Origin of the sequence: Jannaschia sp. W003 (assembly GCF_025144335.1) — a bacterium.
GTDB lineage: Bacteria > Pseudomonadota > Alphaproteobacteria > Rhodobacterales > Rhodobacteraceae > Jannaschia.
Map to the genome: position 1 here is coordinate 3,091,251 of NZ_CP083539.1, position 26,358 is coordinate 3,117,608.

At 74.1% G+C, this 26,358-nt stretch carries 28 protein-coding genes, 1 tRNA gene and 1 other RNA gene; 23 read left to right on the top strand and 7 right to left on the bottom strand.

The genetic code is table 11. The features are described from left to right. The first annotated feature begins 60 nt into the window (after positions 1 to 60). From K3554_RS15325 to K3554_RS15345, 5 genes are all read left to right on the top strand, one after another. Positions 61 to 2,109 carry an HAD-IIB family hydrolase gene (locus K3554_RS15325; protein WP_259941809.1) on the top strand — a complete coding sequence of 683 codons (2,049 nt, stop codon included), beginning with the start codon at positions 61 to 63 and terminating at the stop codon, positions 2,107 to 2,109. After that, positions 2,106 to 3,260 carry a hypothetical protein gene (locus K3554_RS16845; protein ID WP_311200341.1) on the top strand — a complete coding sequence of 385 codons (1,155 nt, stop codon included), beginning with the start codon at positions 2,106 to 2,108 and terminating at the stop codon, positions 3,258 to 3,260. The genes K3554_RS15325 and K3554_RS16845 overlap by 4 nt, the downstream gene beginning before the upstream one ends. After that, positions 3,257 to 4,264: a glycosyltransferase family 2 protein gene (locus K3554_RS15335; protein ID WP_259941810.1), complete on the top strand. Its 1,008-nt coding sequence runs from the start codon at positions 3,257 to 3,259 to the stop codon at positions 4,262 to 4,264. The genes K3554_RS16845 and K3554_RS15335 overlap by 4 nt, the downstream gene beginning before the upstream one ends. Next, a complete protein-coding gene (locus tag K3554_RS15340) occupies positions 4,261 to 5,406 on the top strand; it encodes a glycosyltransferase (protein WP_259941812.1) in 1,146 nt (381 codons plus the stop codon). Before K3554_RS15335 ends, K3554_RS15340 begins: the two co-directional genes overlap by 4 nt. Positions 5,407 to 6,138: 732 nt before the next feature. Then, positions 6,139 to 6,873: a mechanosensitive ion channel family protein gene (locus K3554_RS15345; RefSeq protein ID WP_259945988.1), complete on the top strand. Its 735-nt coding sequence runs from the start codon at positions 6,139 to 6,141 to the stop codon at positions 6,871 to 6,873. On the opposite strand, the gene K3554_RS15350 is transcribed toward K3554_RS15345, so the two are convergent. After that, positions 6,830 to 6,906 (bottom strand) — tRNA-Met (locus K3554_RS15350). The two genes, K3554_RS15345 and K3554_RS15350, sit on opposite strands and share 44 nt — an antisense overlap. A gap of 89 nt (positions 6,907 to 6,995) precedes the next feature. Between K3554_RS15350 and K3554_RS15355 the strand changes: the two genes are divergently transcribed. Continuing rightward, a complete protein-coding gene (locus K3554_RS15355; RefSeq protein ID WP_259941814.1) occupies positions 6,996 to 8,375 on the top strand; it encodes an FAD-binding oxidoreductase in 1,380 nt (459 codons plus the stop codon). Positions 8,376 to 8,544: 169 nt separating this feature from the next. On the opposite strand, the gene K3554_RS15360 is transcribed toward K3554_RS15355, so the two are convergent. Beyond that, a complete protein-coding gene (locus K3554_RS15360; protein WP_259941816.1) occupies positions 8,545 to 9,315 on the bottom strand; it encodes a triacylglycerol lipase in 771 nt (256 codons plus the stop codon). Positions 9,316 to 9,360: 45 nt separating this feature from the next. Between K3554_RS15360 and K3554_RS15365 the strand changes: the two genes are divergently transcribed. Next, the gene (locus K3554_RS15365; RefSeq protein ID WP_259941818.1) at positions 9,361 to 9,804 is read left to right on the top strand and encodes an NUDIX domain-containing protein; all 444 of its coding nucleotides are present in this window, start codon (positions 9,361 to 9,363) and stop codon (positions 9,802 to 9,804) included. Here the strand turns inward: K3554_RS15365 and K3554_RS15370 are convergent. Together K3554_RS15370 and K3554_RS15375 are read right to left on the bottom strand one after the other, a co-directional pair. After that, the gene (locus K3554_RS15370; protein WP_259941819.1) at positions 9,774 to 10,613 is read right to left on the bottom strand and encodes a DMT family transporter; all 840 of its coding nucleotides are present in this window, start codon (positions 10,611 to 10,613) and stop codon (positions 9,774 to 9,776) included. The genes K3554_RS15365 and K3554_RS15370 overlap by 31 nt on opposite strands. 122 nt (positions 10,614 to 10,735) lie before the next feature. Further along, the gene (locus K3554_RS15375; RefSeq protein ID WP_259941821.1) at positions 10,736 to 11,434 is read right to left on the bottom strand and encodes a DUF2161 domain-containing phosphodiesterase; all 699 of its coding nucleotides are present in this window, start codon (positions 11,432 to 11,434) and stop codon (positions 10,736 to 10,738) included. A gap of 56 nt (positions 11,435 to 11,490) precedes the next feature. On the opposite strand from K3554_RS15375, the gene K3554_RS15380 reads away from it, so the two are divergent. The 12 genes from K3554_RS15380 to K3554_RS15435 all read left to right on the top strand — a co-directional run bounded on the left by K3554_RS15380 (position 11,491) and on the right by K3554_RS15435 (position 20,109). Continuing rightward, positions 11,491 to 12,411, top strand: a complete 921-nt coding sequence (locus tag K3554_RS15380) for a manganese-dependent inorganic pyrophosphatase (RefSeq protein WP_259941823.1) — start codon at positions 11,491 to 11,493, stop codon at positions 12,409 to 12,411. Between the two features lie 44 nt (positions 12,412 to 12,455). Next, positions 12,456 to 13,280, top strand: a complete 825-nt coding sequence (locus tag K3554_RS15385; RefSeq protein WP_259945990.1) for an HAD family hydrolase — start codon at positions 12,456 to 12,458, stop codon at positions 13,278 to 13,280. Positions 13,281 to 13,381: 101 nt separating this feature from the next. After that, positions 13,382 to 13,825 carry a MaoC family dehydratase gene (locus K3554_RS15390; RefSeq protein ID WP_259941825.1) on the top strand — a complete coding sequence of 148 codons (444 nt, stop codon included), beginning with the start codon at positions 13,382 to 13,384 and terminating at the stop codon, positions 13,823 to 13,825. 266 nt (positions 13,826 to 14,091) lie between these two features. Continuing rightward, the gene (gene gatC / locus K3554_RS15395) at positions 14,092 to 14,379 is read left to right on the top strand and encodes an Asp-tRNA(Asn)/Glu-tRNA(Gln) amidotransferase subunit GatC (protein ID WP_259941827.1); all 288 of its coding nucleotides are present in this window, start codon (positions 14,092 to 14,094) and stop codon (positions 14,377 to 14,379) included. Continuing rightward, complete coding sequence (gene gatA / locus K3554_RS15400; protein WP_259941829.1) at positions 14,376 to 15,860, top strand: Asp-tRNA(Asn)/Glu-tRNA(Gln) amidotransferase subunit GatA; 1,485 nt, start codon at positions 14,376 to 14,378, stop codon at positions 15,858 to 15,860. Before gatC ends, gatA begins: the two co-directional genes overlap by 4 nt. A gap of 33 nt (positions 15,861 to 15,893) precedes the next feature. Beyond that, complete coding sequence (locus tag K3554_RS15405; protein WP_259941832.1) at positions 15,894 to 16,604, top strand: hypothetical protein; 711 nt, start codon at positions 15,894 to 15,896, stop codon at positions 16,602 to 16,604. 1 nt (position 16,605) lies between these two features. After that, the gene (locus K3554_RS15410) at positions 16,606 to 17,307 is read left to right on the top strand and encodes an N-acetylmuramoyl-L-alanine amidase (protein WP_259941834.1); all 702 of its coding nucleotides are present in this window, start codon (positions 16,606 to 16,608) and stop codon (positions 17,305 to 17,307) included. An 11-nt stretch (positions 17,308 to 17,318) separates the two neighbouring features. Further along, an RNA gene (rnpB, locus tag K3554_RS15415) (RNase P RNA component class A) lies at positions 17,319 to 17,691 on the top strand. 131 nt (positions 17,692 to 17,822) lie between these two features. Then, positions 17,823 to 18,203, top strand: a complete 381-nt coding sequence (locus tag K3554_RS15420; protein WP_259941835.1) for a PAS domain-containing protein — start codon at positions 17,823 to 17,825, stop codon at positions 18,201 to 18,203. A 97-nt stretch (positions 18,204 to 18,300) separates the two neighbouring features. Then, positions 18,301 to 18,468, top strand: a complete 168-nt coding sequence (gene rpmG, locus K3554_RS15425) for a 50S ribosomal protein L33 (protein WP_259941837.1) — start codon at positions 18,301 to 18,303, stop codon at positions 18,466 to 18,468. 136 nt (positions 18,469 to 18,604) lie between these two features. Then, positions 18,605 to 19,519, top strand: coding sequence for a ring-cleaving dioxygenase (locus K3554_RS15430; protein WP_259941839.1), 915 nt, complete (start codon positions 18,605 to 18,607; stop codon positions 19,517 to 19,519). Beyond that, positions 19,516 to 20,109 carry an alpha/beta hydrolase gene (locus K3554_RS15435; protein WP_259941840.1) on the top strand — a complete coding sequence of 198 codons (594 nt, stop codon included), beginning with the start codon at positions 19,516 to 19,518 and terminating at the stop codon, positions 20,107 to 20,109. The genes K3554_RS15430 and K3554_RS15435 overlap by 4 nt, the downstream gene beginning before the upstream one ends. A 183-nt stretch (positions 20,110 to 20,292) precedes the next feature. Here K3554_RS15435 and K3554_RS15440 read toward each other — a convergent pair whose 3' ends face one another. Next, a complete protein-coding gene (locus K3554_RS15440) occupies positions 20,293 to 21,072 on the bottom strand; it encodes a Bax inhibitor-1/YccA family protein (protein WP_259941842.1) in 780 nt (259 codons plus the stop codon). A gap of 141 nt (positions 21,073 to 21,213) precedes the next feature. Further along, positions 21,214 to 22,173: an NADPH:quinone oxidoreductase family protein gene (locus K3554_RS15445; RefSeq protein WP_259941844.1), complete on the bottom strand. Its 960-nt coding sequence runs from the start codon at positions 22,171 to 22,173 to the stop codon at positions 21,214 to 21,216. Between the two features lie 336 nt (positions 22,174 to 22,509). Between K3554_RS15445 and K3554_RS15450 the strand changes: the two genes are divergently transcribed. The 3 genes from K3554_RS15450 (at position 22,510) to K3554_RS15460 (ending at position 25,075) form a co-directional block, all read left to right on the top strand. After that, positions 22,510 to 22,869: a helix-turn-helix domain-containing protein gene (locus K3554_RS15450; RefSeq protein ID WP_259941845.1), complete on the top strand. Its 360-nt coding sequence runs from the start codon at positions 22,510 to 22,512 to the stop codon at positions 22,867 to 22,869. A 108-nt stretch (positions 22,870 to 22,977) separates the two neighbouring features. Then, on the top strand, positions 22,978 to 23,766 hold the full coding sequence (hisN, locus tag K3554_RS15455) for a histidinol-phosphatase (protein WP_259941846.1): 789 nt from the start codon (positions 22,978 to 22,980) through the stop codon (positions 23,764 to 23,766). Then, on the top strand, positions 23,759 to 25,075 hold the full coding sequence (locus tag K3554_RS15460; protein WP_259941848.1) for an 8-oxoguanine deaminase: 1,317 nt from the start codon (positions 23,759 to 23,761) through the stop codon (positions 25,073 to 25,075). The genes hisN and K3554_RS15460 overlap by 8 nt, the downstream gene beginning before the upstream one ends. A gap of 106 nt (positions 25,076 to 25,181) precedes the next feature. Here the strand turns inward: K3554_RS15460 and K3554_RS15465 are convergent, their stop codons facing one another. After that, on the bottom strand, positions 25,182 to 25,781 hold the full coding sequence (locus K3554_RS15465) for a thymidine kinase (protein ID WP_259941850.1): 600 nt from the start codon (positions 25,779 to 25,781) through the stop codon (positions 25,182 to 25,184). Between the two features lie 147 nt (positions 25,782 to 25,928). On the opposite strand from K3554_RS15465, the gene K3554_RS15470 reads away from it, so the two are divergent. Beyond that, the gene (locus K3554_RS15470; protein ID WP_259941851.1) at positions 25,929 to 26,357 is read left to right on the top strand and encodes a hypothetical protein; all 429 of its coding nucleotides are present in this window, start codon (positions 25,929 to 25,931) and stop codon (positions 26,355 to 26,357) included. The last annotated feature ends 1 nt before the right edge of the window (position 26,358 follow it).

Consider the following 26,358-nt stretch of genomic DNA (forward strand, 5'->3'; position numbering starts at 1 on the left):
CGGGGGGGGAGGGGGGGGTTTTTCCTGCGACACGAACGGGAACGATCCTCCATGAATATCATGCACATGGCACTCGGCGGGTGCCTGAAGGCCCCCCCTGTCGCCTATGGCGTGACCGAGGACACCGGGGGGCACATCGCCTACCTGCTGGGCGCCGCCGCGGCGCAGGCCGCCCGCGCGGACGTCGACCGCATCACCCTCGTGACCCGCCTGTTCGCGGAGCCCGCGCTCGACCCCGCCCACGCCCGCCCGCGGGAGCGCGTGGACCGCAAGACCACGGTGCTGCGCCTCGCCACCGCGAACCGCGGCTACCTCGCCAAGGAGGCGCTGGAGGCCGAGCTGCCCGCCCTGGAGGCCGCCTTCCTGGCGCTGCTGGAGCGCGAGGGCCGCCCCGATGTGATCCACGCCCACTTCGCGGACGCCGCCGCGCTGGCCCTGGCCGCTCGCGCGCGCTGGGGGGTGCCGGTCGTCTACACCCCCCACAGCCTCGGGCTCGACAAGCGCGGCTGCCTCGGCGCCGATGCGGGCCTCATGCGCCGCATCCGGCGCGAGCGCGCGGCCATCGAGCGGGCCGACGCCATCGTGGTCTCCTCGCGCGACGAGGCCGAGGGACAGATCGAGGCCTACGGCATGAACGCGGCGGGCCGCACCCACCGGCTCGACCCGGGCGTGCACCTGCCGGGCGACCGCCGCGGGCTCGACCGCGCCGCGGCCCTCTTGGCCCCGCACCTCCGCGACCCCTCGCGCCCCCTGCTGCTCGCCATCGCGCGGCCCGTGGCCAAGAAGAACCTCCACACCCTCCTGCGCGCCTTCGCCGAGACCCCCGGGCTCGCGGACCGCGCCAACCTCGCGATCCTCGCCGGGCAGGCCTCGGACCGCTCCGGCGAGCCGGTACGCGCCGAACTGCGCGCGCTGGTCGCCCGGCACGGACTGGAGGGCCGCGTCGCCCTGCCCCCCTCCCACGACGGCACCGAGGTCGCGCAGCTCTACCGCCTCGCCGCGCGCTCCGGCGGCGCCTTCGTGAACCCCGCCCTGCACGAGCCCTTCGGCCTGACCCTGATCGAGGCCGCGCAGGCCGGCCTGCCGGTGGTCGCCACCCGCCACGGCGGCCCGCGCGACATCCTCGCCACGATCGGCCACGGCATCGCCGTGGAGCCCACGGATGCGGCCGCCATCGGCGCCGCCTGCCTGCGCCTCGTCACCGACCCCGCCGAGCGCCGCCGCCGCGCCGAGGCCGCGCGCCGGAACCGGGGCCGCTACACCTGGACCGCCTACGCGGAGCGCTCGGTCGCGCTCTACGACCGCCTCGCCCGAGGCATGGACGCCCCCGCCCTGCGCCTCCAGCGCGGCGCGCGCGCCCTCGTGGTCTGCGACATCGACGGCACGCTGACCGGCGACCGGGACGCGGCGCTGCGCTTCGCGGACTGGGTGCGCGCGGGCCACGCGCCCTTCGCGATCGCCACGGGCCGCTCCGTCACCGAGGCGCGGCGCGTGCTGGCCGAGTGGGCGCTGCCCGAGCCCCACGCCATGATCACCTCCGTGGGCTCCGAGATCTGGTACGCCGACGCCGCCGGCCGCGCCGAGGCCGACAGCGCCTTCGCCGCCTCGATCGCGCCGGGCTGGGACGCCGAGGCTGTCTCCGCCGCGCTGGATGCCGCGGGCGCCCGTCCCCAGGCCGCCGTGGAGCAGCGCGAGTTCAAGCGCTCCTTCCTCGGCGACGCCGCGGAGGCGGAGCGTCTGCGCAGCGTGCTCCTCGCCGCCGGCCTCCGGGTCCGCCTGGTCCACTCCCACGGGCGCCTGATCGACGTGCTGCCCGCGCGCGCCGGCAAGGCCGCCGCGATGCGCCACGTGGCCGGACTGATGGGCCTCGGGGCTGAGGCCTGCGTGGCCGCCGGCGACAGCGGCAACGACCTCGACATGCTGCGCGCCGCGGGCGCCGCGATCCTGCCCAGCAACGCGCTGCCCGAGCTGGGCGGCCTCCTGCGCGAGTCCACCGCGATCCGCGCCCGCGCGGCCCACGCCGCCGGCGTGCTGGAGGGGCTGGCCCGTCTCGGCCTCGCTCCCACCCGGACGCGCGCGCCCGTCCGCACGGAGGCGCGCGCCCGATGAACGTCCGCTTCGAACCCGCGCAGCCCCCGCAGCGCCCCATCGGCTACTTCGTCCACCACCAGGGCCGGGGCCACGCCGAGCGCTGCGCCGCGATCGCGCGCGCCTTGCCCGCCTCGCGCCCCTTGCGCATCTTCTGCGCCCGGCCCGACCACTTCCGGGGCCTGCCGGCTCATGCCGTGGTGCAGCCGATCCCCTCGCTCTTCGAGGCGCGCGGCGACGAGGCCGCCCTCGACCACCTGCCCCACCCCGAGACCGCCCACTGCGCCCCCGTGGGCTGGCCCGCGATCACCGAGGCCATGACGGCCATGGCCGACTGGTGGCGCGACGCGCGGCCTGCGTTGATGGTGGTCGACGTCTCCGCCGAGGTCGCCCAGGCGGCGCGCCTCTTCTCGGTGCCCCACGTCCACGTCCTGCAGCACGGCACCCGCGGCGACGCGGGCCACCGGGCCGCCTACGACGGTGCCGCCGGATTGCTCGCGCCCTGCGCCGAGGCCATGGCCCAGCCCGAGTGGGACGCCTACGCGGACCGGATCCACTACGCCGGCGGCCTCGGCCTCGATGGCGCCATGCCGGACCGCGCCGCGGCCCGCGCCCGCCTCGGCGTCGCGGAGGGCGAGGAGCTGGTGCTCGTCGTCTCCGGCGGCGGTGGCGACGGCTTCGCGGCCGCGCCCCTCGGCGTCGGTGCCCGCGCCACGCCGCAGGCCCGCTGGGTTACCATCGGACAGGTGCGCCGCGACTGGCACGCCACCGAGCCGGCCAACCTCCAGCACCTCGGCTGGGTCGAGAACGCCGCCGACTGGATCGCCGCGGCCGACCTCGTGGTCGCCTCCACCGGCAACACCACCGTGCAGCAGGTGATGGCCGCGGGCGTGCCCTACCTCGCGGTCCCCGAGTGGCGCTACTTCGACGAGCAGGTCCGCAAGGCCGAGGCGCTGGATGCGGCCGGCCTCGCCCATGCCCTGCCCGGCCTGCCCGCCTCCGCGGACTGCTGGCGCCGCGCCGCCGCCGAGGCGCGCCGACGCCACGACCCCGGACGACAGCGCGCCTGCGTCGACCCCGACGCCGCCCGCGGCGCCGCCCGCTGGCTCCACCGCCTCGCCACACGACTCGAAGAATCCACTCCCATGACCCTCGCCGGAGACCCCTCATGACCCACCCCGCCACCTCCGTGCTGACCCTGGCCTCGGGCCGCGCCGAGCACCTCGCCAACGTCGTCCGCGGCCTTCGCAACCAGACCGAGGCCCCCTTGGAACTGGTCGTCGGCGTGATGCAGGACGACCTCTACGACCTGCCCGAGACCGACTTCCCCATCCGCCAGATCCGCGTGGGCGGCGACCATGCCCTGCCGCTCGCCGCCGCCCGCAACGCCGTGGCGCGCGAGGCCCGGGGCGAGGTGCTGGCCTTCGTGGACGTGGACTGCATCCCCGCCCCCACGCTCGTGGCCGACTACGCCCGCCAGGCGCGCGCCGGCGCGGGCTGCTTCATGGGCGAGGTCATGTACCTGCCCGGCGGCGCCAACGCCCCCGGCTGGACCTACCGCGGCTTCGACGCCGTGGCCGAGAAGCACTCGGACCGCGCCGGCCCGCCCGAGGGCGAGACCGCGCCCTGCACCGACTACCGCTGCTTCTGGTCGCTGAACTTCGCCATTCACCGCGAAGACTTCGCCCGCTCCGGCGGCTTCGACGAGCGCTACCAGGGCTACGGCGGCGAGGACACGGACTTCGGCAAGACGCTGGACCACGTCGGCCTGCCGATCTCCTGGGTGCGCGGCGCCAAGGTGTACCACCAGTACCACCCCCACGCGATGCCGCCCGTCCACCACATGGACAGCGTGATCGCCAACGCCGAGCGGTTCCGCGACAAGTGGGGCTACCGGACCATGGAGCACTGGCTCTACGCCTTCGAGCTGATGGGCCTGATCGAGAAGCGCGGCCACTGGCCCACCGAGGACGTGATCGTGCTGCGCCGCCCCAATGCCGCCGACGAGGCCCTGTGCCGCCAGCAGAGCCACATGCCCTACGCCAACACCACGCGGGTGATCCGCCAGCTCCAGGAGCGGCGCGCGGGCCGCAGGCTGGCCGACGCCGAGGCGGTGGGCGCGATGCGCCAGGCCCAGCGGGCCTTCCTGGGCCAGGCCCCGGTGGCGGCGGAATGAGCATGCGCATCGCCGTCGTCTCCCACGTCCGCCACCCCGTCGCCGAGCCCTTCATGGGCGGCCTCGAGGCCCATTCCTTCCACCTGTGCCGCGCGCTGGAGGCGCGCGGCCATGAGGTCACGCTGTTCGCCAGCGGCGACAGCGACCCGCGCTTCCGCATCGAGCCGGTGCTGCCCGTGCACTACGACCGCGACTTCCCGTGGCATCACCACCACGGCACCGAGGCGCTGAACCGCCACGTGGACGCGGGCTTCTCGCGCGCCATGCGCACCGTGCTCGATGGCGACTTCGACGTGGTGCACAACAACTCCGTGCACCGCTACCCGCCGAGGCTCGCGCGCCAGCACCGCGTCCCCATGCTCACCTCGCTGCACGTGCCGCCCTTCGACGCGCTGCGCCGCGCCGTGCACTCGGCCGACGCGCCTTGGTCGCGCTTCGCGGTGACCTCCGAGAAGCAGCTCGGCTCGTGGTGGCCCGAGGGCGCGCCCGAGGCGGCCCACGTTGCCCACAACGGCATCGACCTGGATGCCTGGGAGTTCCGCCCCGAGGGCGACGGCCGCGCGGTCTGGGCCGGGCGCATCCTGCCCAACAAGGGCCTGCACTTCGCGGTGACGGCCGCCCAGTTCGCGAACATGCCGCTCGACATCTTCGGCGTGGTCGAGGACGAGCAGTACTTCAACGCGCTGATCCGCCCCTACCTGTCGAAGACGATCCGCTACCACGGCCACGTCGACGCCAAGACCCTCGCGCGCGCCGTGGGCGGGGCCTCGGTCTTCGTGTTCACGCCGCTCTGGGACGAGCCGTTCGGCCTGGCGGCCGTGGAGGCCATGGCCTGCGGCGTGCCCGTGGCGGCCATCGACAACGGCGCGGTGCGCGAGATCGTTGGCGCGGACGCGGGCCGCTTCGCGCGGCCCAACGAGCCGGCGGCCCTCGGCATCGCCATGAAGAAGGCCGCGCGCATCGACCGCGCGGTGCCGCGGGCGCGCGTCGAGGCGTGCTACTCGCTGGACCGGATGGTGGACCGCTACGAGGCGCTCTACGCCGAGTGCATCGCCGGGCTGGAGCGCGAGGCGCCCGAGGTCGACTTCCCGCGGATCGAGCTGAACGTCGCCCCGGCCGTGGTGCCGATCGCCGCGGAGTGACGGGAGGGGGCGGCGCGGCCGCCCCTTCCGCCCGCCGCCCGCCGGGCCGGGGCGCTTGCGGGGAATGACGCCCCCGTGGGACGATCGGGGATGGAGAGCGATCTCTACCAGGCCCTGATCGAGCATCTCGACTTCCTGCGCCTGCAGTTCGAGTTCCGGCTGCGCGGCCTGTTCCTGCCGGGCCGGCGCATCCAGTGGGCCTACCTCGCGGCGGGCGCGGTGCTGGCCCTCCTCGTCCGCCGCTGGGCGGCGCCGCGCATCGACCGGCGGATGGAGGCCCTCGGCCCCGCGAGCCGCTGGCGGCGCACCGCGCTCGCCATCCTGCGGGGCCGCACGGGCCTTGCGTTCTTCGTCGCCTACGCCTTCGCCCTCGCCGAGGTCCTCAAGCTCCTCTCGGGGTCGAGCCTCGGCGCCGTGGTGGTGGAGCGGGTGGCCGCCATCGCGGCGGCGATGCTCCTGGTCAGCATCGCCTCGCGCCTCGTCGGCAACCGCATCCTGCGCGGGCTCGTGAAGTGGGCGCTCTGGATCTACGTGATCCTCTACTTCCTCCGCCTCGTGAACCCGGTGCGCGTGTTCCTCCTGCGGTTGGCGGTCGACCTCGGGGACACGCGGCTGAACGCGCTGGCGGTGGTGCAGGCGCTGGTGGTGATCGCGGTCTACATCGCCTTCGCCCGCCTCGTGATCGGCCTCGCGCGGGCGCGGGTGCGGGGCAGCGCGGACATCAGCCCGTCGATGCAGGTGCTGTCGATCAAGGTGCTGCAGGTGCTGCTCTACGGCGCAGCGTTCCTGGTGGGCCTCCACCTCACCGGCTTCGACCTCACGGGGCTGGCCGTGCTGACCGGCGCGATCGGCATCGGCGTGGGCTTCGGGCTGCAGAAGGTGGTCTCGAACCTCGTCTCGGGGATCATCATCCTGCTCGACAAGTCGATCAAGCCCGGCGACGTGATCAGCCTCGGCGACACCTTCGGCTGGGTCGAGTCCCTCACCGCGCGCTACGTCGCCATCACCACGCGCACGGGCAAGGAGTACCTGATCCCCAACGAGGACCTCATCACCGGGCAGGTGGTGAACTGGTCGCATTCCGACCACTTCGTGCGCATCGAGATCGAGTTCGGCACCGCCTACGGCGACGACGCCGAGCGGGTGCGCGAGGTGGCGGTCGCCGCCGCCTTGAGCTGCGATCGGGTGCTCGCCGACCACCCGCCCGTCTGCCACATCGTGGCCTTCGGCGAGGTGGCCATCGAGTACGTGCTGCGGTTCTGGATCAGCGACCCGAACCGGGGCCTGACCAACGTGCGGGGCACCGTGTTCCTGGCGCTGCTCAAGGCGTTCCGGGCCGAGGGCATCACCATCCCGCTGCCGCAGCGCGAGGTGCGGATCCTCGGGTGCGGTCGGCCGGGCTGCGGATGGGGAACGGGAGGGATGGTGGCGCCGGGTGGACTTGAACCACCGACCTCTCGATTATGAGTCGAGCGCTCTAACCAGCTGAGCTACGGCGCCATCGGGCGGGCAGTTACGGCGGGGGGCGGGGGCCGTCAAGCCCGGCCACGCCGCTTTCCTCGGCCCCCGCGGCGTGGCACCACTCGCCCATGACCGATCCCCTCGACGACCTGCGCGCCCTTCTCGGCGCCGCCCACGTCCTCACCGGCACCGACGTGGCGCGCTTCGCCCGCGACTGGACCGGCAAGTGGCGCGCCGCGCCCCTCGCCGTGGTGCGCCCCGCCTCCACCGCCGAGGTCGCGGACTGCGTGCGCCTCGCCGCGCGCCACGGGCTCGCCGTGGTGCCCGTGGGCGGCAACACCGGGCTGGTGGGCGGCACCGCCAACGAAGGCGCGCTGATGGTGTCCCTCGAGCGCATGAACCGCGTCCGCGAGATCCGCGCGGACTCCCGCGTGGCCGTGGTCGAGGCGGGCGTGGTGCTTTCGGACCTCCACGACGCCGCCGAGGCGGAACGCCTGATCTTCCCGCTGACCTTCGGCGCCCGCGGCTCGGCGCGGGTGGGCGGGTTCCTCGCCACCAACGCGGGCGGCTCGAACGTGGTGCGCTACGGCTCCACGCGCGGGCTGTGCCTGGGGTTGGAGGTGGTGATGGCCGACGGGCGCGTGCTCGACCTGATGAGCGAGTTGCACAAGGACAACTCGGGGCTGGACCTGCGCGACCTGTTCATCGGGGCGGAAGGAACGCTGGGGCTGATCACCGCGGCGGTGCTGAAGCTGGCGCCCCTGCCCCGCCACCGCGCGACGGCGCTCGCTAACGTGTCGGGCCTCGACGCCGCGCTCGGCCTCCTCCACAGGCTCCAGGCGGCGTCGGACGGGGCCGTAGAGGCGTTCGAGTACATGCCCCGCTCCTACCGCCGCGCGCTCGCCGCGCACCGCCCCGACCTGGAGCCCCCCCTGGAGGCGGCCGACCACGCGGTGATGATCGAGCTGGGCGGCCTGTCGCGTCCCCTCGGCGACGCGCTGGAGGCGGCGTTGGGCGAGGCCCTGGAGGCGGGCGAGGTGCTCGACGCCGTGGTCGCCCAGTCCGAGGCCCAGCGCCGGCGCATCTGGGAGATGCGCGAGGCCGCCGCAGAGATCACCTTCACGCGGCTGCCCATCGTGGACAGCGACGTGGCCCTGCCGCTCGACCGCGTGGGCGCGTTCCTCGGGGAGATGCGCGCGCGGCTGGACCAGATGGACCCCGGCGCCGAGGACCTCGTGGTGGCGCATCTGGGCGACGGCAACGTGCACCTGACGCTGTATCCCACGCGGGACGACGAGGCGCATCTGGATGGCCTGCGCGAGATGGTCGAGGACGAGGTGGTGCGCCTCGGCGGCTCGATCTCGGCGGAGCACGGGGTGGGGCTGGCGAAGCTCTCGACCATGCGGCGGCGCAAGGACCCGGTGGCGCTCGACGTGATGCGTGCGGTGAAGCGGGCGCTGGACCCGGAGGGGCGGATGAACCCGGGCAAGGTCATTCCGGAGGAATGACCTTGCCCGCCCCGGACCCGATCCGGGGCCCGGTGGGGTTTGGCGCGACGCACCCCGGACTTGGTCCGGGGCCTCCGGCTGCCGTAGGCGCTAACGCATCGGAGCGAAGCGCAGGTGGATGACCGAGGCCCCGGCGCGAGGCCGGGGCGTGGCGGAGCGCACCGCCCCCTCAGTCCGCGAAGAACGTCCCCACCGCGCCCAGCGCGCCGTCGACCGCCTCGCCCACCACGCCGCCCACCGCATCCGCCGTGTCGAGCCCCTCGACGAACCGCCCCGTCTCCAGGAACGCCAGCACCTGCGCGATCACCACCGGGGCGTTCATCATGAACGTGTGGGTCACGGGCAGCACCACGTGGTCGGCCATGCCCGCGACGCGCGTGGACTTCACCGTGACCTTGCCGTCATCGGGCCCCGGCAGCAGCGCCGAGTAAAGTGCCGAGAGCGAGCGGTCGCCGGCGACGACGCCCACGCCGTCCCACACGGGGCCGAGCTTGGTGGTCACGCCGTCCGTGCCCAGCTCCGCGCCGGCGGGGCCGTTCATCCAGTCGAAGGGCGGCAGCGTGGCGAGGCGGTCCACCAGCTCCGAGCCGTGGTTCGGGGGGGCCAGCATCACCGTGCGGCCCGGCGGCATCGGGTTGTTGCGGGCATGGACGCGCAGGAGGATGCCGCCCATGGAGTGGGTCACGAAGTCGATGCGCTCCGCCTCGCCGCAGGCGGCGATGGCCTCGGGCACGGCGCGGCGGGCCAGCTTCTCGACGCCCGCCGAGGCGCTGTCGTAGCCCGAGTTCACCACCCGGCGGCCGTCCATCTCCAGGGCCTCCTGCAGCACCAGCAGCGAGGCGTCGGAGCGGGCGAGGCCGTGGAGCAGCACGGTGCACGGCTTCTCCTGCGCCCCGGCCGGGGCGGCGAGACCGATGAGGAGGGCGAGGAGCGCGCGCATCCCCTGCATCTAGTCACCGCCGCCCCGTGCGGCTAGTCGGCGGCGATGATCCGCCTCGCCGTCCGCGCGGTGCTCGTGCACCAGAGCCGTCTGCTGATGGTCAACGCCTACGGGCCTGCGCACGGCTCCGACCTGTGGTGCCTGCCCGGCGGCGGGGCCGAGCCGCACGAGGGGCTGCCCGGCTCGCTCCGGCGCGAGGTGCTGGAGGAGACGGGGCTGGAGGTGCGCGTGGACGCGCCCTGCCTCGTGAACGAGTTCCACGACCCCGCGCGGGGCTTCCATCAGGTGGAGGTGTTCTTCCGCTGCCGGCTGCGGCGCGGGGCGCTGAATGAGGCGTGGCGCGACCCCGAGGGGATCGTGACCCGCCGCCGCTGGGTCGCGCGCGAGGAGTTGGCGGGGGTGCGCCACAAGCCGGACGCGCTGGCCGCCGTGGCGTGGGACGACGCCGCGCCGCTGCGCTACGACCCCCTGGAGCGGATCGTGCCCTGACCCGTCGCCAGCGCGATCCCCGCGAGCACGAGCGCGCCGGCGAGGAGGCTGCGCGCGGACGGCACCTCGGCCAGCAGGAGCGCCCCGAGGACCATGGCGATCACCGGCACCGAGAGCTGCGCCACGCCCGCCGCCGCCAGCCCGAGCCCCGGCAGCACCCGGTAGAGCACCGCGTAGCCGACGCCGGACGTGACCGCGCCGGAGACCAGCGCGAGGGCGAGGCCGGTGGGCGTGACCGCCGCCCCCCACCAGAGCGGCGCGAGGAGCGCGAAGAGCGCGGCGGCGGCGGCGAAGTTGCCGGCGTTGCCGAGGAGCGGGCGCGGCTCGAACTTGCCGGCGACGCTGTAGGCCGCCCAGCCGAGGCCGGCGAGCACCATCAGCGCCGCGTCGGGGGCGGCGAAGCGGGGCGCGGCCGAGGGCCAGAGCAGCCAGCCGAGGCCCCCGAGGGCGAGCGCCATGCCCGCGAGGCGCCGGGGCGAGACGGCCTCGGCCCGTGCGAGGCCCGCCGCGAGGAGCGCGAGCTGGACGGTGGCGAAGAGGATCAGCGCGCCGAGGCCGGCGTCGAGGCTGCGGTAGGCGAGGGAGAAGCCCAGGAGGTAGACCGCGAGCGCGAGGGCCGCGCCCCACCGCTTCGCGCCGCCCAGCGGCACCCGCCCGCGCGCCAGCACCGCGAGGGTAGCCGCGCCGGCGGCCACGCGGATTGCGGCGAAGGCGACCGGGTCGGTGCCGGCAAGCACCCCGGCGCGGGTCAGCAGCGAGTTGCCGGCCATGAAGGTCATGGCGAGGGCGGCGAGGGCGAGGGTTCTCATGGGGGTCTGTTGGGCGTGGCGGCGGCGGGGCGCAAGCTGGACCGTTGTTTGCAAGGGGCCAGCCACTCGCGCTCCCGGAGGTATTTAGGAAACGAAGACGAGGATCCCCCCTTCCTCTGGCCCTAAATATCTCGGGGGAGGCCCGAAGGGCCGGGGGCAGAGCCCCCCTCCCCCATCGCCACGGCCGCGCCCTCGGGGGTCAGCGCGTAGACCCCCACCTCCACCCGCACGAACCACCCATAATGATTGTCCCGCATCATCGCCGTGGCCTTCGCGACCCCGGTCGCCTTCGCCACCGCCGCCCCCTTCGCGGGGCCGGCGGCGAGGTGGCGGGCCAGGGCCTCGCAGTCCTGCCGGTAGGCCGTGACCAGCCCCGCCCGCGTGGCGCCGCCTTCGGAAGGATCGCCCCGCCGGGCCGCGAACTCGCGCAGGAGCCGCTCGCGCGGGCGCCGGAGAAGGCGGGGGCGGAACGGGCCGGGGTCGCAATGGACGGTGACCAGCCCGTTCGAGGCGCGCACCGTCAGCACCCCCAGCCCCAGCCGCCGCGCGAGGCGCAGGTTGGCCTTGAGCGCGGCGTATCCGCGCCGGCCCTCGGGCGCGGGGACGGCGAGGTAGACGTGGGGCGTCGCGTCTTGCCGGGCCACGCCCTGCTGGATCAGCGAGAGCGACCAGCCCGTCTTCAGCTCCACGATCACGGGCGGCTCGTCCCCGCGCACCGCCACCACGTCGGCGGGGCCGATCTCGCCCTTCACGGCGTAGCCCTGCGCCTCCAGGAACGCCTTGACGGGGGGGTAGAGCGCGGTCTCGGGCGGGCGTGACATCCGGTCGGCAGGGGACTAGGGGAGCGGAAATTTGCCCTGCCACGGAGTCGCCCCCCATGACCACCCTCGTATTCGGCCACCGCGCCCCCGACACCGATTCCACCGGCGCGCCGATCGCCTGGGCCTGGTACCTCGGGACCCAAGGCGAGGAGGCCGAGGCGGTGCTCTTGGGCGAGCCGAACACCGAGGCGGCCTTCGTGCTGGAGCGCTGGAAGCTGGACCGCCCGCGCATCATCGACGACGTGGAGGCGGACCAGCGCGTCGTGATCGTGGACACGAACAACCCCGCCGAGCTGCCCAAGTCGCTGGGCGAGGCCGACGTCTGCGCCATCATCGACCACCACAAGCTGGCGGGCGGCATCGAGACCAAGCGCCCCATCGACATCACCATCAAGCCGCTGGCCTGCACCGCCACGGTGATGGCCGGGCTGATGGGCGACGAAGCGGTCGACGGCGCCCCGGAGCACATCCGCGGCGCGATGCTGTCGTGCATCCTGTCGGACACCCTCGAGTTCCGCTCGCCCACCACCACCGACACCGACCGCGCGCTGGCCGAGCGGCTGGCCGACGGCCTCGGGGTCTCGATCCCCGACCTCGCCGCCGAAATGTTCAAGGCGAAGTCCGACGTGAGCCGCTTCTCGGAGGCGGAGCTCCTGCGGATGGACTCCAAGGAGTATGCGGTCGAGGGCACCAAGTTCCGCGTCTCGGTGCTGGAGACCACCGCGCCCGAGGTGGTGCTCGACCGCAAGCAGGCCATCATGGACGCCATGCCCAAGGTGGCCGAGGAGGACGGCGTGACCGGCGTGCTCCTGTTCGTGGTCGACATCCTGCGCGAGGAGGCCACCCTCCTCGTGCCCGACACGCTGACGAAGGCCGTGGCCGAGGCCTCGTTCGGCGCCACCGTGGACGGCGACAGCGTGGTGCTGCCCGGCGTCATGAGCCGCAAGAAGCAGATCATCCCGGCGCTCAAGCTGTGAGGATCGTCGGCAGTTTGGCGGAGATCTCGGCCCCCTACGACGCGATGTTCGTGGACCTGTGGGGCTGCGTCCACGACGGGCTGCGCCCCCTGCCCGGCGCCGTCGAGGCGCTGCAGGCGTATCGCGCGGGGGGCGGCCGGGTGATCCTGGTCACCAACGCGCCCCGGCCCCGCGACTCCGTGGCCGAGCAGCTGGGCCGCATCGGCGTCGCCCGCGACGCCTGGGACGACATCGCCACGTCGGGCGACTCCGCGCGGCTGGCGCTGTTCCGGGGCGCGGTGGGCACGAAGGTCTGGCACCTCGGCCCACCCCATGACGCGCCGTTCTTCGAGCCGCCGCGCATCCTGGACGATCCCGCGCCGATCGAGCTGGTCTCGCTGAACGCCGCCGAGGGCATCGCCTGCACCGGCCCGTTCGACCCCCTCGCCGACCTCGCCGTGCTGCGGCCGCAGCTCTTGGCGGCGAAGACGCGGGGGCTGAAGCTGCTCTGCGCCAACCCCGACATCGTGGTGGACCGGGGCGAGGTGCGCGAGTGGTGTGCGGGCGCCGTGGCCCAGCTCTATGCCGAGATGGGGGGCGAGTCGCTCTACTTCGGCAAGCCGCACCCGCCGATCTACGACCTCGCCCGGCGGCGCCTCGCGCAGATCGCGGACGTGAGCGACGACGCGATCCTGTGCGTGGGCGACGGCGTGCTGACGGACGCGCGCGGCGCCATGGGCGAGGGTCTCGACATGCTGTTCCTGTCGGGCGGGCTGGCCGCCGAGGAAACCGGGACCGTGCCGGGGGGCGACCCGGACCCCGAGCGGCTGGCCGCGCTGGTGGCACGCGAGCAGGTGGAGCCGCGCTTCGCGATGGGCACGCTTCGGTAACGAAGCTGCCTTTGCGGGCTCTCCGCCGCATGAATGTTGCGCGAGCCCTTGCCGCGTCGCGGCGCGCGCGCTAGCATGTCCGGGTGACACCGGAGGCCCCCATGCTCGACAACGCGCCGCGCGGAACGATCTGCATCGAGGACATCGAGATCGGGATGACCCGCTCGCTCACGAAGATCGTGACCGACCGGGACATCGAGCTGTTCGCCGAGGTCTCCACCGACCACAACCCGGTGCATTTGGACGACGCATATGCCCGCGACACCATCTTCGAGGGCCGCATCGCCCACGGGATGCTGACCGCCGGCCTGATCTCGGCGGTGATCGGCGAGCAGCTCCCGGGCCACGGCACGGTGTACCTCGGCCAGACGCTGAAGTTCCTGGCCCCCGTGCGCCCCGGCGACATGGTGGAGGCGGTGGTGCGCGTGACGGACATGGACCTGCGCAAGCGGCGCGTCACGATGGAGACGTGGTGCGAGATCGGCGGCAAGCGGGTGCTGGCCGGCGAGGCGGTGGTGCTGGCGCCGTCGCGGAAGTTCGACTGAAGGGGCGGGGCGGGCATCCGGGCCCACCACTTGCGCCGCTTCAACACCGACGATCTTTACTCTCCCAACGTCGCCCCGGCCTTGAGCCGGGACCTCGGGGTGCCGCGGCGCTGCCTTACGGATAGCGCGCGGGCCCCAGCCTTCCCTCTCCTTCCGCCGGAGGCCCCGGCGCAGGGCCGGGGCGGGGTCGTCATCGCCTCCCGCCTCCCGTTGAACCCGCCCCGCGCCCCCGCTAGACGGGCCGCGATCTGCTGGAGGCCCGCCCCATGTCCATCGACGAGGAAACCGCGCGCAAGGTCGCGAAGCTCGCGCGCATCGCGGTGCCCGAGGACCGGCTGCCGGCGCTCGCCGGCGAGTTCAATGCCATCCTCGGCTTCATCGAGCAGCTCGGCGAGGTCGACGTGGACGGCGTGGAGCCGATGACCTCGGTGACGCCCATGCGCCTGCGCCGCCGCGAGGACGTCGTGACCGACGGGTCGAAGCAGGAGGCCGTGCTGCGCAACGCCCCGGACGCCCGCGAGGGCTTCTTCGCCGTGCCGAAGGTGGTGGAATGACCCTGACCGACCTGACCCTCGCCGGCGCGCGCGACGCGCTGCGCAGCGGCGAGACCACCGCGCAGGCGCTCGCGGAGGCGCACATCGAGGCCGCCGAGGCCTCCGCGCCCCTCAACGCCTTCGTGCATCACACCCCGGACCTCGCCCGCCGGCAGGCCGAGGCCGCCGACGCGCGCCTGCGCCGCGGCGACGCGCCCGCCATGTGCGGCATACCGATCGGCGTAAAGGACCTGTTCTGCACCGAGGGCGTGGCCAGCCAGGCCGGCTCGCGCATCCTCGAGGGGTTCGAGCCGCCCTACGAGTCCACCGTGACGGACCACCTCCAGCGCGCCGGCGCCGTCACCCTGGGCAAGCTGAACATGGACGAGTTCGCCATGGGCTCGTCGAACGAGACCTCCGTCTACGGCCCCGTGGTGAACCCGTGGCGGGCGGACGGATCCGACGCCCCCCTCACGCCCGGCGGCTCGTCGGGCGGCTCGGCGGCGGCCGTCGCGGCACGCACCTGCATCGCCGCGCTCGGCACCGACACCGGCGGCTCGATCCGCCAGCCTGCGGCGTTCACCGGGATCGTGGGCCTCAAGCCCACCTACGGGCGCGTGAGCCGCTGGGGCATCGTCGCATTCGCCTCCTCGCTTGACCAGGCGGGGCCAATGACGCGCACGGTGCGGGATGCGGCGATCATGCTGGGAGCCATGGCCGGGCACGACCCGAAGGACTCCACCTCCGCGGACCGCGCGGTGCCGGACTTCGAGGCGATGCTCTCGGGCGACGTGCGGGGCCAGGTCATCGGCATTCCGCGCGAGTACCGCATGGACGGCATGCCGGGCGAGATCGAGGCGCTGTGGACCCGCGGCATCGAGATGCTGCGCGACGCGGGCGCCGAGACCCGCGACATCTCTCTGCCCCACACCAGGTACGCCCTGCCCGCCTACTACGTGATCGCGCCCGCGGAGGCATCCAGTAACCTCGCGCGCTACGACGGCGTGCGCTACGGCCGCCGTGCGGCGCTCGCCCAGGGCGACGGCATCACCGAGATGTACGAGAAGACGCGGGCCGAGGGCTTCGGCGACGAGGTGCAGCGGCGGGTGATGGTGGGAACCTACGTGCTCTCGGCCGGGTTCTACGACGCCTACTACAACCGGGCCCGCAAGGTCCGCACGCTGATCCGACGCGACTTCGAGGAGGCCTTCGCGGACGGCGTCGACGCGATCCTGACCCCGGCCACGCCCTCGGCGGCGTTCCCGCTGGGCACCATGGAGGACGCCGACCCGATCGCGATGTACCTCAACGACGTGTTCACGGTGACGGTGAACCTCGCCGGGCTGCCGGGCATCTCGGTGCCGGCGGGGCTGGACGGCTCCGGGCTGCCGCTCGGGCTGCAGGTGATCGGACGGCCCTGGGAAGAGGGCGCGTTGATGAATGTGGCACAGGCGCTGGAGGATCGCGCCGGATTCGTGGCGCGGCCGGAACGGTGGTGGTAGGCTCGGGGCAATAAAGAGCCAGAGGCCGAGCTGATGAGACTGCTGATGTGTTGCGCCGCCGCGCTCGTGGCCGGCGCCTGCGCCCCCGCGATTCCCGACAGCGGCGCGTCCGCGCGCCGGGCCGCGCCCCCCGAGACCGTCACCGCGGTGCCGCCGCCCGCCTCGGGGCCGATCGCCCGCGCCGTGGCCGAGGAGGACGCCGAGGCCGCGCGCCTCGCCGCCGACACCCGCGCCGCCCTCGGCGCCCCGGAGCGCGACGTGGCGTCCGCGGCCCCCGTGGCCGCCCCCGCACCGCTGCCCGTGCCGTCCGCCGCGCCCGCGAGCGGTGCGACCGGCGCCGCCGGCATCTCGCGCGAGCAGGACTTCGGCGCCGTGGCCGGCGCCCGCTCCATCGAGGAGGACGCCGCCCGCCTGGCCGCCTTGCGCGCCCGCCGCGCCGAGATGGAGGTCTCGGCGGCCGACGTCGACCTGACCCGCCCCGAGACGACCGCGCCCAACGTCGCCGCCTACGCCCTGCGGGGCGCGCGCCCCGTGGGCAACCAGGGCTGGAGCCGCGGCCCCTTCGCGAGCGCCAACGCCGCCGCGCGCCGCTGCGCGCGCTACGTGAACGGCGACGCGGCGCAGGCCGCCTTCCTCGGCGCCGGCGGCCCCGAGCGCGACCGCCTCGGGCTCGACCCGGACGGCGACGGCAACGCCTGCGGCTGGGACCCGGCCGGCTACCGCGCCATCGTGCGCGGGGGCTGACGTGGAGCACATCCCCTCGCCCAACCACGGGCCGCGCACCTTCGGCGGCACGCCCCGGCTGGTGGTGGTGCACTACACGGCGATGCAGGGCATAGACCCGGTGTTGCGCCACTTCGAGCGCCCCGAGACCCAGCTGTCGGCCCACTACGTCGTGGGCGAGGACGGGCGCACCGTGCAGATGGTCGACGAGGACCGCCGCGCCTGGCACGCCGGGATCGGCTGCTGGGGCGAGTTCGCGGACGTGAACAGCTTCTCGATCGGCATCGAGCTGTGCAACGCGGGCACGCACCCCTTCGCGGCCCGGCAGATGGACGCGCTGGAGCGGCTGCTGGAGGACGTGATGGCGCGCCACGCGATCCCGCCCGAGGCCGTGATCGGCCACTCCGACAGCGCGCCGGGGCGCAAGCAGGACCCGGGCCCCCGCTTCGACTGGCGCCGCCTCGCGGTGCGGGGCCTGGCCGTCTGGCCCGAGGGCCGCGCGTGGCGGGCGCCGAACTGGCCGGCCTTCCGCGCCGCGCTGCGCCGCTTCGGCTATACAGCGGAGGTGGACGACGCGGTGCTCCTCGAGACGTTCCGCCTGCGCTGGCGGCCCTGCGGCCTCGGCCCCCTGGACGCCGAGGACATGGCGGTGGCGGGCGAGCTGGCCTCGCGCTGGCCCGTGGAGACCGCGGCGCCCGTTGACCTGCGGGTGGTGGCGGGCTAGCGCCGCGGCGTGCGGGGGGCCGGGCGGCCGCGGGGCGCGAGCCCCGAGGAAAGTCCGGACTCCACGAAGCGACGGTGCCGGGTAACGCCCGGGCGGCGACCGGTTCTCCGGGAAGCCGACGGAAAGCGCCACAGAGAACAGACCGCCGGGGGTCCGCCCCCGGCAAGGGTGAAACGGTGGGGCAAGAGCCCACCGGGAGGGCGGCAACGTCCTCCGCACGGCAAGCCCCACCGGGAGCAATGCCAAATAGGGACCGCGATGGGGGCTTCGCCCGGCGGTCCGGGTTGGCAGCTCGAGGGCCGCGGCGACGCGCGCTCCAGAGGAATGGTCGCCACCGGGGCCTCGGCTCCGGCACAGAATCCGGCTTACAGGCCCCCCGCACGCCTCCCCCGCACCCGCGCGAACCCGCGATACGCCCTTGCGGGGAGGGTGGCCTGTTGCGCATTTGCACGAATCGCGCACCTATGGGTCGAGGGCGCCCCGTGGGACGGGGGGGCAGCCCGAGAGGAGATCGGATGACCCACACCGTGGAGCGGACCCGTGTGCTGCCGGGCTGGCGGGTGGTGCTGCCGGATCCGGCGCGCCGCGCCGCCGCCGAGGCGGACGAGCCGCGGGCGCTGGTGCGCGGCGACGGCATGATCGGCCTGCTCAACCCCGCCTTCCTGGAGCAGCTCGGCTTCGACCCGGAGGACGACCTGCGCGGTCTCCACTTCGCGGCCTTCTGGTCGCACGAGCTGCGCGCAGACGTCAGCCGCGCCCTGCGCGACGCGGGGGGCGGGGCGGAGCGGGAGCTGGCGCTCGACCTCGCTTACGTCACCGGGACCGCGCGGCAGTGCCGCATAGTGCTGCGCCCGCTCGGCACGGGGCTGGTGGAGGCGCGGCTGAGCGTGACGTGACGCGCGGCGGGGGGCGTTGACAGTGCCCGCGCCTCTGCTACACGGCGGGCCTTGAATTTCCCAAGGGGCGCCGCCCCCCATCCGCGAGGCACTTCCCATGGCGAAGCCCACCACCATCAAGATCCGCCTGAACTCGAGCGCCGGCACCGGCCACTTCTACGTGACCAAGAAGAACGCGCGCACGATGACCGAGAAGATGGTCACCCGGAAGTACGACCCCGTCGCGCGCAAGCACGTCGAGTACAAGGAAGGCAAGATCAAGTAAGGCACCCGCCTTCCCGATCCCGTCCGAAGGCCGCGCACCCGCGCGGCCTTTCGCATTCGCGCGCCGGGCTTGTGCGCGCGGAGCGGTGGCGGCCGGCCTCCCCCGCCCCGATGTGGGTGGGCAAAGGAGACACGCCATGACCCGAGCCATCGCCGGCCTGCACCACGTCACCGCCATCAGCGGCCCGCCCCAGCCGCACGTCGACTTCTACGCCGGCGCGCTGGGCCAGCGGCTGGTGAAGCGTACCGTGAACTTCGACGACCCCGGCACCTACCACCTTTACTACGGCAACCGCGCCGCCGAGCCCGGCTCGATCTTCACGGTGTTCCCCTTCGCGGGCGCGGCGCCGGGGCGCGCGGGTCCGGGCATGGCCTCGGCCTTCGCCTACGCGGTGGGGGACGCGGTGATGGACGACGTGGTGGAGGGCCTGCGGGGATGCGGCGCGGCCGTGTCGGAGCCCGAGGAGCGCTTCGGCGCCCGCGTGGCGACCGTCACCGACCCCGACGGCGCGCCGGTGGAGCTGGCCACTGTCCCCGGCGCGGGCGGCGTGGGCGAGGACGGCTTCCACTCCGTGACCCTCCTCCTGCGCGACCCGGAGCCGACGCGCCGCCTCCTCGTGGACGTGATGGGCTACGAGGATGCCGGTCACGCGCGCGAGGCCGGGGGCGAGCGCCTGCGCCTGCGCACGCCCGGCGGGGCGCGGGGGGCCGTGGTGGACCTCCTGCGCCGCGACGGCGCCGGAGCGGGGCGGCAGGGGCGCGGCTCGATCCACCACGTGGCCTTCCGCGCCGCCGACGGGGCCGAGCAGGCCGAGTGGCGCGAGCGGCTGCTGGCGGCGGGCATGGACGTGACGCCGGTGATCGACCGGCAGTACTTCGACGCCATCTACTTCCGCGAGCCGGGCGGCGTGCTGTTCGAGATCGCCACCGACCCGCCGGGCTTCGCCGTGGACGAGCCCATGGACCACCTGGGCGAGCGTCTGATGCTGCCCGAGCGGTACGAGCCGATCCGGAGCCGCATCGAGGCCGTGTTGCCGGAGATCCGCACGTGAGGGGGCTGGTGCTGCTCCACGGGCGCGGCGGCTCGGCGGCCGACATGCGCGGGCTGGTGCCCCTGCTCGGCGCCGAGGGCATGGCGGTGGCCGCGCCCGAGGCGGACGGGCATTCGTGGTGGCCGACCTCGTTCCTGGCGCCCTCGGCGGAGATGGAGCCGTGGGTGGAACGCGGGATCGCGGCGGTCGAGGACGCGGTGGACTCCCTCGGCCTCCCCCGCGAGGAGGTCGCCGTGCTGGGCTTCAGCCAGGGCGCCTGCCTCGCGCTGGAGTACATGGCGCGCCGGGGCGCGGGCGGCGTGGTGGCCTTCTCGGGCGGGCTGGTGGGCACCGGGGATGCGGGCGGGCCGGACGCGGCGCTCGGGGGATACGGGGGCAAGGCGTTCGACTACCGCACCGACCTCGTGGGCGCCCCGGCGCTGGTGACATGCCACGAGCGCGACCCGCACATCCCGCTCGCGCGGGCGCGGGAGAGCGCCGCGGTGCTGGAGCGGCTGGGGGCGGCGGTGCGCCTCGTCGCGCATCCCGGGGCCGGGCACCAGCCGATGCCGGACGGTCTGGCTGCGGCGCGGGCGTTGCTGGCCGAGTAGGCCTCCCGAGCGCCCCGCGCCCCGGCCTTGCGCCGGGGCCTCCGGCCGCCACCTGTGCCAACGCTGCAGAGCGAAGCGCAAGCGGGGGGTCGAGGCCCCGGCGCAGGGCCGGGGCGTTCTCCGCTCCCGTGAAACGAAAAAGGGCCGCCCCGAGGGGCGGCCCGATCACTCATGTCCGGTCGGCTACTCCCGGTTCCCCATGAACTGGAGCAGGAACATGAACATGTTGATGAAGTCGAGGTAGAGCGCGAGGGCGCCCATGATGGCGGCCTTGCCGAGCCACTCGGCATCGCCGTGGGCGGCGTGGGCCACGTACTCGGTCTTGATGCGCTGGGTGTCGTAGGCCGTCAGGCCCGCGAAGATCAGCACGCCGATGGTCGAGATCGCGAAGGCCAGCGCCGAGGAGGCGAGGAAGATGTTCACGATCGAGGCCACGATCAGGCCGATCACGCCCATGATCAGGAAGGTACCCATCGCCGACAGGTCCTTTTTGGTCGTGTAGCCGTAGAGCGACAGGCCGGCGAAGGCGATCGCGGTGACCAGGAAGGTCTGGGCGATCGAGGTGCCGGTGAAGACCAGGAAGATCGACGAGAGCGACACGCCCATCACCGCGGCGAAGGTGTAGAACACGATCTGCGCGGTGGCCGCCGACATGCGGCCCAAGCCGGCCGAGAAGCCGAACACGAACAGCAACGGCGCGAACATCACCAGCCATTTCAGCGGCGAGGTGTAGAGCGCGACGCCGAGCGACGTCAGGTAGCTGTCGGGGCCGATCTGGCCGGCCGCCAGCGACGGGTCGGAGGTCACGGCGAGCCCCGAGATCGCCCAGGCCGCCGCAAAGGTGATCAGCATGCCCACGGACATCGTGCCGTAGACCTTGTTCATGTGGGCCCGCAGGCCCTGGTCGATCTCGGCGGCGCGGGCGCCCGAGACGCCGGACCGGAGAGCGTCGAATTGAGCCATGGAACTCCTCCAGGGTAGGGATGGGTGGGGCGGTGCCCCGTTGCACCGAATATCGGGAACGGGGCCGTGATTTTCAAGGTCCGAAGGCCGGGCCCGCCCCCCTTTCGCACGGGCGTTTCCCCCCGCGCGACGATCGCGCCCTCAGGGCGTGATCACGACCTTGCCCGTGGAACGCCGCTCGCGCAGGAGCGCCAGCCCCTCGTCCGCGCGCTCCAGGGGCAGCACGTGGGAGACGTGGGGGCTGAGCGCGCCCTCCTCCCACATGGCGAAGAGCGCTTTGATGCTGCGGGTGACGACCTGCGGGTGCGAGCGCAGGAGGCCGCCCCAGTAGAGGCCGAGCACGTCCACGTTCTTCACCAGCAGGTGGTTGAGCTTCACGCTCGGCACGTCGCCGGACGCGAAGCCGATCGCCAGGAGGCGCCCGCCGGGATTCATGGCGCGAAACGCGGCGCGGTGCGCCTCGCCCCCCACCGCGTCGTAGACCACGTCGGCGCCGCCGAGGGCGCGGATGCGCTCGCGCAGGTCGGGCGCCTCGGCGTCGATCGCGTGGTGCGCGCCGGCCTCGCGCGCCACCGCGAGCTTCGCCTCGCCGCGCGCGACCGCGACCACCTCGGCGCCCATGCGCGCGCCCAGCTCCACCGCCGTGAGGCCGACGCCGCCCGCCGCGCCGAGGACGACGAGCCGCTCGCCGGGTTGCAGCCGGGCCTTCCACTCCAGCGCGACGTGGGAGGTGGAGTAGGCGACCGTGAAGCCGGCGGCGATCTCGGAGGGCATCGCCTCGGGGACGGCCACGCAGGCCGCGGCCGGGAAGGTGCCGCGCTCGGCCAGCCCCCCCTGCCCCGCGAAGCACGCGACGCGGGTGCCGACGGCGGGGGCGTCCACGCCCTCGCCCAGCGCCTCGACGGTGCCGCAGACCTCGAGACCGGGCACGAAGGGCGGCTCGGGGGTGTCCTGGTAATTGCCGGCGATCATCAGGGTGTCGGCGAAGTTCAGGCCGCAGGCCTCGATCCGCAGCAGAACCTCGCCCCGTCCCGGGCGGGGATCGGGCGATTCGCGCAGCACGGGGGGGCGCCCCAGTTCGACGACGGCGTATTCGCGCATGGGGAGCGATCCTCCGGTTTCCGGCCTTGCGGCCCGGAATGCAGACCCGGCGCATTCTTGTCCATCGCGCGGGGCGAACGGCTCGCCGTTTCTTGACACGCCTTCCGCGAGAGGGGAAAACCGCGTGGCGGCGCGACTTCGGGCCTGCGCGCGCCCGCGCGGCGCCCTTTGCGCGAAGGCACGTTTGCGCCCGCCGGCCGCCGCTGTGCTTGCTCCGGCCGCCTCGCCGCCTCTACGCTCCGGCTGTCGGATCGTTCCCGCTATGGGTGAACGATGCGCGCCCCGCGGCGTTCTTTCCCCTTGGAGCGGCGCAACCGCTCGAAAGGAGCGTCGGACATGAAGCATCCCGTGGACATTCACGTCGGCAAGCGCATCCGCCATCGCAGGTGGATGGTGGGCATGACGCAGCAGCAGCTCGCCGAGAAGGTCGGCATCAAGTTCCAGCAGATCCAGAAGTACGAGACCGGCATGAACCGGGTCTCCTCGTCCCGCCTTTGGGAGATCGCCCAGACGCTGGAGGTGCCGATCGGGCACTTCTTCGAGGGCATCGACGGCGAGCGGGCCGAGACGCCCGACCAGGACTTCCTGTCGGACAAGGAGGCGATGGAGCTGATCCGCGCCTACTACGCGATGCCCGAGAACCAGCGCCGCCGTCTCTACGACCTCGCGCGCGCCCTCTCCGAGAGCGCCGCCTGACGGCCTGATCCCGCCATGGCCCGGCACATGCCCGGCCGCGGCGCGGTCCGCCCGGCCGCCCGCCGCGGTCCGTTGACCGCCATCGCCCCGCGTGCCACGCCGGACGCGATGGAACCCCGCCCCGACATCGAGACCCTGCGCGCCGTGGCCCACGAGGCCGCCGACGCCGCGCGCGCGGCCACCCTGCGCCACTTCCGCCGCCCCATGGCCGTGGAGAGCAAGCGCGCGGACTTCGACCCCGTGACGATCGCCGACCGCGAGGCCGAGGCCGCGATGCGCGCGGTGCTGTCCCGCCGCCGGCCCGAGGACGCCGTGCTGGGCGAGGAGGAGGCCGCGACCAAGGGCACGTCCGGATTGACCTGGGTGCTCGACCCGATCGACGGTACCCGCGGCTTCGTGTCGGGCACGCCCACCTGGGGCGTCCTGGTGGGGTTGCGCGACGCGGACGCCATGCTCTTGGGGCTGATCGACCAGCCTTGGACCGGCGAGCGCTTCGAGGGCGGGGGCGGCGTCGCGCGCATGGTGCGGGCCGGGGCCGAGACGCCGCTGCGGGCGAGCGGCACCGAGCGGCTCGAGGACGCCACGATCCTCACCACCTTCCCCGAGGTCGGCACCGCTGCCGAGGGCGCGGCCTTCCGGCGCGTGGCCGAACGCTGCCGCCTCGTGCGCTACGGGCTGGACTGCTACGCCTACGCGCTGCTCGCGGCGGGGCACGTGGACCTCGTGGTCGAGGCGGGGCTGCAACCCTACGACATCGCCGCGCCCATCGCCGTGGTCGAGGCGGCGGGCGGCATCGTGACGAGTTGGAGCGGCGGCCCGGCGCTGGACGGCGGCACGGCGGTGGCCGCCGCCACCCCGGCCCTGCACCGCGCCGCCCTCGAGCTGCTTCGTGGCTGACCTGCTGATCCGGGGCGGCACGGTGCTCGCCCCGGACGGCGCGCGGCGGGCGGACGTGCTGGTGCGGGGCGGCGCGATTGCCGCCGTCGGGGACGGGCTGCAGGCGCCGGAGGTGCTGGAGGCGGCGGGCTGCCTCGTGACGCCGGGCCTCGTGAACACGCACCACCACCTCTACCAGACGCTGACGCGCGCCGTGCCCGAGGGACAGGACGCAACGCTGTTCGGGTGGCTGAACGCGCTCTACCCCGTCTGGGCGCGGATGCGGCCCGAGCACGTGGCCTGCGCCGTGCGGATCGGGCTGGCCGAGTTGGCGCTGTCGGGCTGCACCACGTCGTCGGACCACCACTACGTCTACCCGGACGGCGTGACGCTGGACGACACGATCCATGCCGCCGCCGAGGTGGGCCTGCGCTTCCACCCGACGCGGGGCGCCATGTCGATCGGGCGCTCGGCGGGGGGGCTGCCGCCCGACAGTCTCGTGGAGGACGAGGGGGCGATCCTCGAGGACTGCATCCGCGTGGTGGACCGGTTCCACGACCCCGCGGAGGGGTCCATGTGCCGGGTCGGCATCGCGCCCTGCTCGCCCTTCTCGGTCTCGCGTGGGCTGATGCGCGACGCGGCGCTGCTGGCGCGCGACAAGGGGGTGCGGCTGCACACCCACCTCGCCGAGAACGACGAGGACGTCGCCTTCTCGCTGGGGCGGTTCGGGTGCCGTCCGGGGCAGTACGCCGAAGATCTCGGCTGGACCGGCGCCGACGTGTGGCACGCGCATTGCGTGAAGCTCGACGCAGCCGAGATCGCGCTCTTCGCGCGGACCGGGACCGGGGTGGCACATTGTCCCTGCTCGAACTGCCGGCTCGGCTCGGGCGTGGCGCCCCTGCGGGCGATGCTTGACGCGGGCGTGCCGGTGGGGCTGGGGGTGGACGGGTCGGCCTCGAACGACGCGGCCTCGCTGGTGGGCGAGGCGCGGCAGGCGATGCTGCTCCAGCGGGTCGTGCGGGGGGCGGACGCGATGGGCGTGCGCGAGGCGTTGGACGTGGCGACCCGCGGCGGCGCGCGGGTGCTGGGGCGGAGCGACATCGGCGTGCTCGCGCCGGGCTACCGCGCCGACGTGGCGATCTGGGACATGAGGGGCGTCGAAGCGGCCGGCTCGTGGGACCACGCCGCGCTCCTCCTCGCCGGCCCCCGCCGCGTGCGCGACCTCCTCGTGGAGGGCCGCCGCGTGGTCGAGGACGGGCGGATCACTACGTTCGACCTCGAAGCGGAAATCTGCAGAGCGGAAGGCTTCGTCCGCGACCTCATGGCCTGACGCCCCCTTCCTCTGGCCATAAATATCTCGGGGGTTCGCAGGCTTCCCGGGATCGGTCCAGTGGACCGATCCGCCTGCGGACGGGCAGAGCCCCCGGCGCTCTCCACTAGACCGGCGGCTCGGCCGGCACCCGGTCCCCGATCCGCTCGCGGAAGTGGCGCCGGCAGAGCGACACGTAGCGGTCGTTGCCCCCGACCTCGACCTGCGCGCCCTCGCGCAGCGCGCGCCCTTCGGCGTCCACCCGCACCACCATGGTGGCCTTGCGCCCGCAGTGGCAGATGGTGCGGACCTCGCGCATCTCGTCGGCCAGGGCCAGGAGGGCGGCGGAGCCGGGGAACAGCTCGCCCCGGAAGTCCACGCGCAGGCCGTAGCACATCACCGGCACGCCGAGGTCGTCCACGGCGCGGGCGAGCTGCCAGACCTGCTCGCGGCTCAGCCACTGGGCCTCATCCACGAACACGCAAGCGCAGGGCTCGGCAAGCCGGGCCTCGATCCGGGCGAAGAGGTCGGTCGCGGGCCCGTAGGTGTCGGCGGGGGCCTCGATGCCGATTCGGCTGGCGATGCGCCCCTCGCCGGAGCGGCCGTCGAAGTCGGCCGTCAGCAGGTAGGTCCGCATCCCCCGCTCCACGTAGTTGTAGCTGGCCTGCAGGAGCAGCGTGCTCTTGCCGGCGTTCATGGTGGAGTAGTTGAAGTGCAGCTTGGCCATGGGCGCGGTGATGGCCGAGGGCGGGGCCCGCGCGCAAGGGCGGCCCGGACCCGCACGGGCCGGTTCGCGCGCTGCGTAACATTAGGGCACTCTACCCGGTTCCCCCGGAGGCTTACGTAGGGTAACATGCACGTCGGGAGGTGCTCCATGCCCCGAGACGTCCGCCCCCTTCTCAAGCGCCGCACCGAGCTTCTGGTGAAGTCCGTCGGCGTCGAAGCCGCCTGCGCGGCGATCGGCAAGTCCAAGGCCACGCTCGGCCGCTACTACTCCGTGCACGACGAGCATCGGGACCGGTTCATCCCGGTCGACTCGCTCGCCCTGTTGGAGGAGGCGGCGCGCCGTCCCATCGTGACGCTGACCTTGTGCGAGCTGGCGGGCGTGGACACGTCGGACGCCGAGGCCGAGAGCGCCCCGCCCCGGCGGCTGCGCCGGGCGCTGGCCGAGCACTCCCGCATCCTCGCGGACGGCGGCGACGCGCTGGAGCGGCGCGCGCTGCTCGCGGAGCTGCGGAACCTCGAGCACATGCTCCACGACCTGCGCGTGGACCTCGGCATGGACGCCGAAGCCGCCGAGTAGC

What these genes read in the sequence shown, in the direction of transcription:
- K3554_RS15405 (WP_259941832.1), top strand. Translation starts at nt 15,894, where the DNA reads ATGAGACTGCTGATGTGTTGCGCCGCCGCGCTCGTGGCCGGCGCCTGC.
- K3554_RS15335 (WP_259941810.1), top strand. Translation starts at nt 3,257, where the DNA reads ATGACCCACCCCGCCACCTCCGTGCTGACCCTGGCCTCGGGCCGCGCC.
- K3554_RS15385 (WP_259945990.1), top strand. Translation starts at nt 12,456, where the DNA reads ATGTTCGTGGACCTGTGGGGCTGCGTCCACGACGGGCTGCGCCCCCTG.
- K3554_RS16845 (WP_311200341.1), top strand. Translation starts at nt 2,106, where the DNA reads ATGAACGTCCGCTTCGAACCCGCGCAGCCCCCGCAGCGCCCCATCGGC.
- K3554_RS15345 (WP_259945988.1), top strand. Translation starts at nt 6,139, where the DNA reads ATGCAGGTGCTGTCGATCAAGGTGCTGCAGGTGCTGCTCTACGGCGCA.
- K3554_RS15380 (WP_259941823.1), top strand. Translation starts at nt 11,491, where the DNA reads ATGACCACCCTCGTATTCGGCCACCGCGCCCCCGACACCGATTCCACC.
- K3554_RS15440 (WP_259941842.1), bottom strand. Translation starts at nt 21,072, where the DNA reads ATGGCTCAATTCGACGCTCTCCGGTCCGGCGTCTCGGGCGCCCGCGCC.
- K3554_RS15430 (WP_259941839.1), top strand. Translation starts at nt 18,605, where the DNA reads ATGACCCGAGCCATCGCCGGCCTGCACCACGTCACCGCCATCAGCGGC.
- K3554_RS15445 (WP_259941844.1), bottom strand. Translation starts at nt 22,173, where the DNA reads ATGCGCGAATACGCCGTCGTCGAACTGGGGCGCCCCCCCGTGCTGCGC.
- K3554_RS15360 (WP_259941816.1), bottom strand. Translation starts at nt 9,315, where the DNA reads ATGCGCGCGCTCCTCGCCCTCCTCATCGGTCTCGCCGCCCCGGCCGGG.
- K3554_RS15375 (WP_259941821.1), bottom strand. Translation starts at nt 11,434, where the DNA reads ATGTCACGCCCGCCCGAGACCGCGCTCTACCCCCCCGTCAAGGCGTTC.
- K3554_RS15370 (WP_259941819.1), bottom strand. Translation starts at nt 10,613, where the DNA reads ATGAGAACCCTCGCCCTCGCCGCCCTCGCCATGACCTTCATGGCCGGC.
- gatA (WP_259941829.1), top strand. Translation starts at nt 14,376, where the DNA reads ATGACCCTGACCGACCTGACCCTCGCCGGCGCGCGCGACGCGCTGCGC.
- K3554_RS15390 (WP_259941825.1), top strand. Translation starts at nt 13,382, where the DNA reads ATGCTCGACAACGCGCCGCGCGGAACGATCTGCATCGAGGACATCGAG.
- K3554_RS15450 (WP_259941845.1), top strand. Translation starts at nt 22,510, where the DNA reads ATGAAGCATCCCGTGGACATTCACGTCGGCAAGCGCATCCGCCATCGC.
- K3554_RS15465 (WP_259941850.1), bottom strand. Translation starts at nt 25,781, where the DNA reads ATGGCCAAGCTGCACTTCAACTACTCCACCATGAACGCCGGCAAGAGC.
- gatC (WP_259941827.1), top strand. Translation starts at nt 14,092, where the DNA reads ATGTCCATCGACGAGGAAACCGCGCGCAAGGTCGCGAAGCTCGCGCGC.
- K3554_RS15365 (WP_259941818.1), top strand. Translation starts at nt 9,361, where the DNA reads ATGATCCGCCTCGCCGTCCGCGCGGTGCTCGTGCACCAGAGCCGTCTG.
- K3554_RS15340 (WP_259941812.1), top strand. Translation starts at nt 4,261, where the DNA reads ATGAGCATGCGCATCGCCGTCGTCTCCCACGTCCGCCACCCCGTCGCC.
- K3554_RS15420 (WP_259941835.1), top strand. Translation starts at nt 17,823, where the DNA reads ATGACCCACACCGTGGAGCGGACCCGTGTGCTGCCGGGCTGGCGGGTG.
- K3554_RS15355 (WP_259941814.1), top strand. Translation starts at nt 6,996, where the DNA reads ATGACCGATCCCCTCGACGACCTGCGCGCCCTTCTCGGCGCCGCCCAC.
- hisN (WP_259941846.1), top strand. Translation starts at nt 22,978, where the DNA reads ATGGAACCCCGCCCCGACATCGAGACCCTGCGCGCCGTGGCCCACGAG.
- K3554_RS15470 (WP_259941851.1), top strand. Translation starts at nt 25,929, where the DNA reads ATGCCCCGAGACGTCCGCCCCCTTCTCAAGCGCCGCACCGAGCTTCTG.
- K3554_RS15325 (WP_259941809.1), top strand. Translation starts at nt 61, where the DNA reads ATGCACATGGCACTCGGCGGGTGCCTGAAGGCCCCCCCTGTCGCCTAT.
- rpmG (WP_259941837.1), top strand. Translation starts at nt 18,301, where the DNA reads ATGGCGAAGCCCACCACCATCAAGATCCGCCTGAACTCGAGCGCCGGC.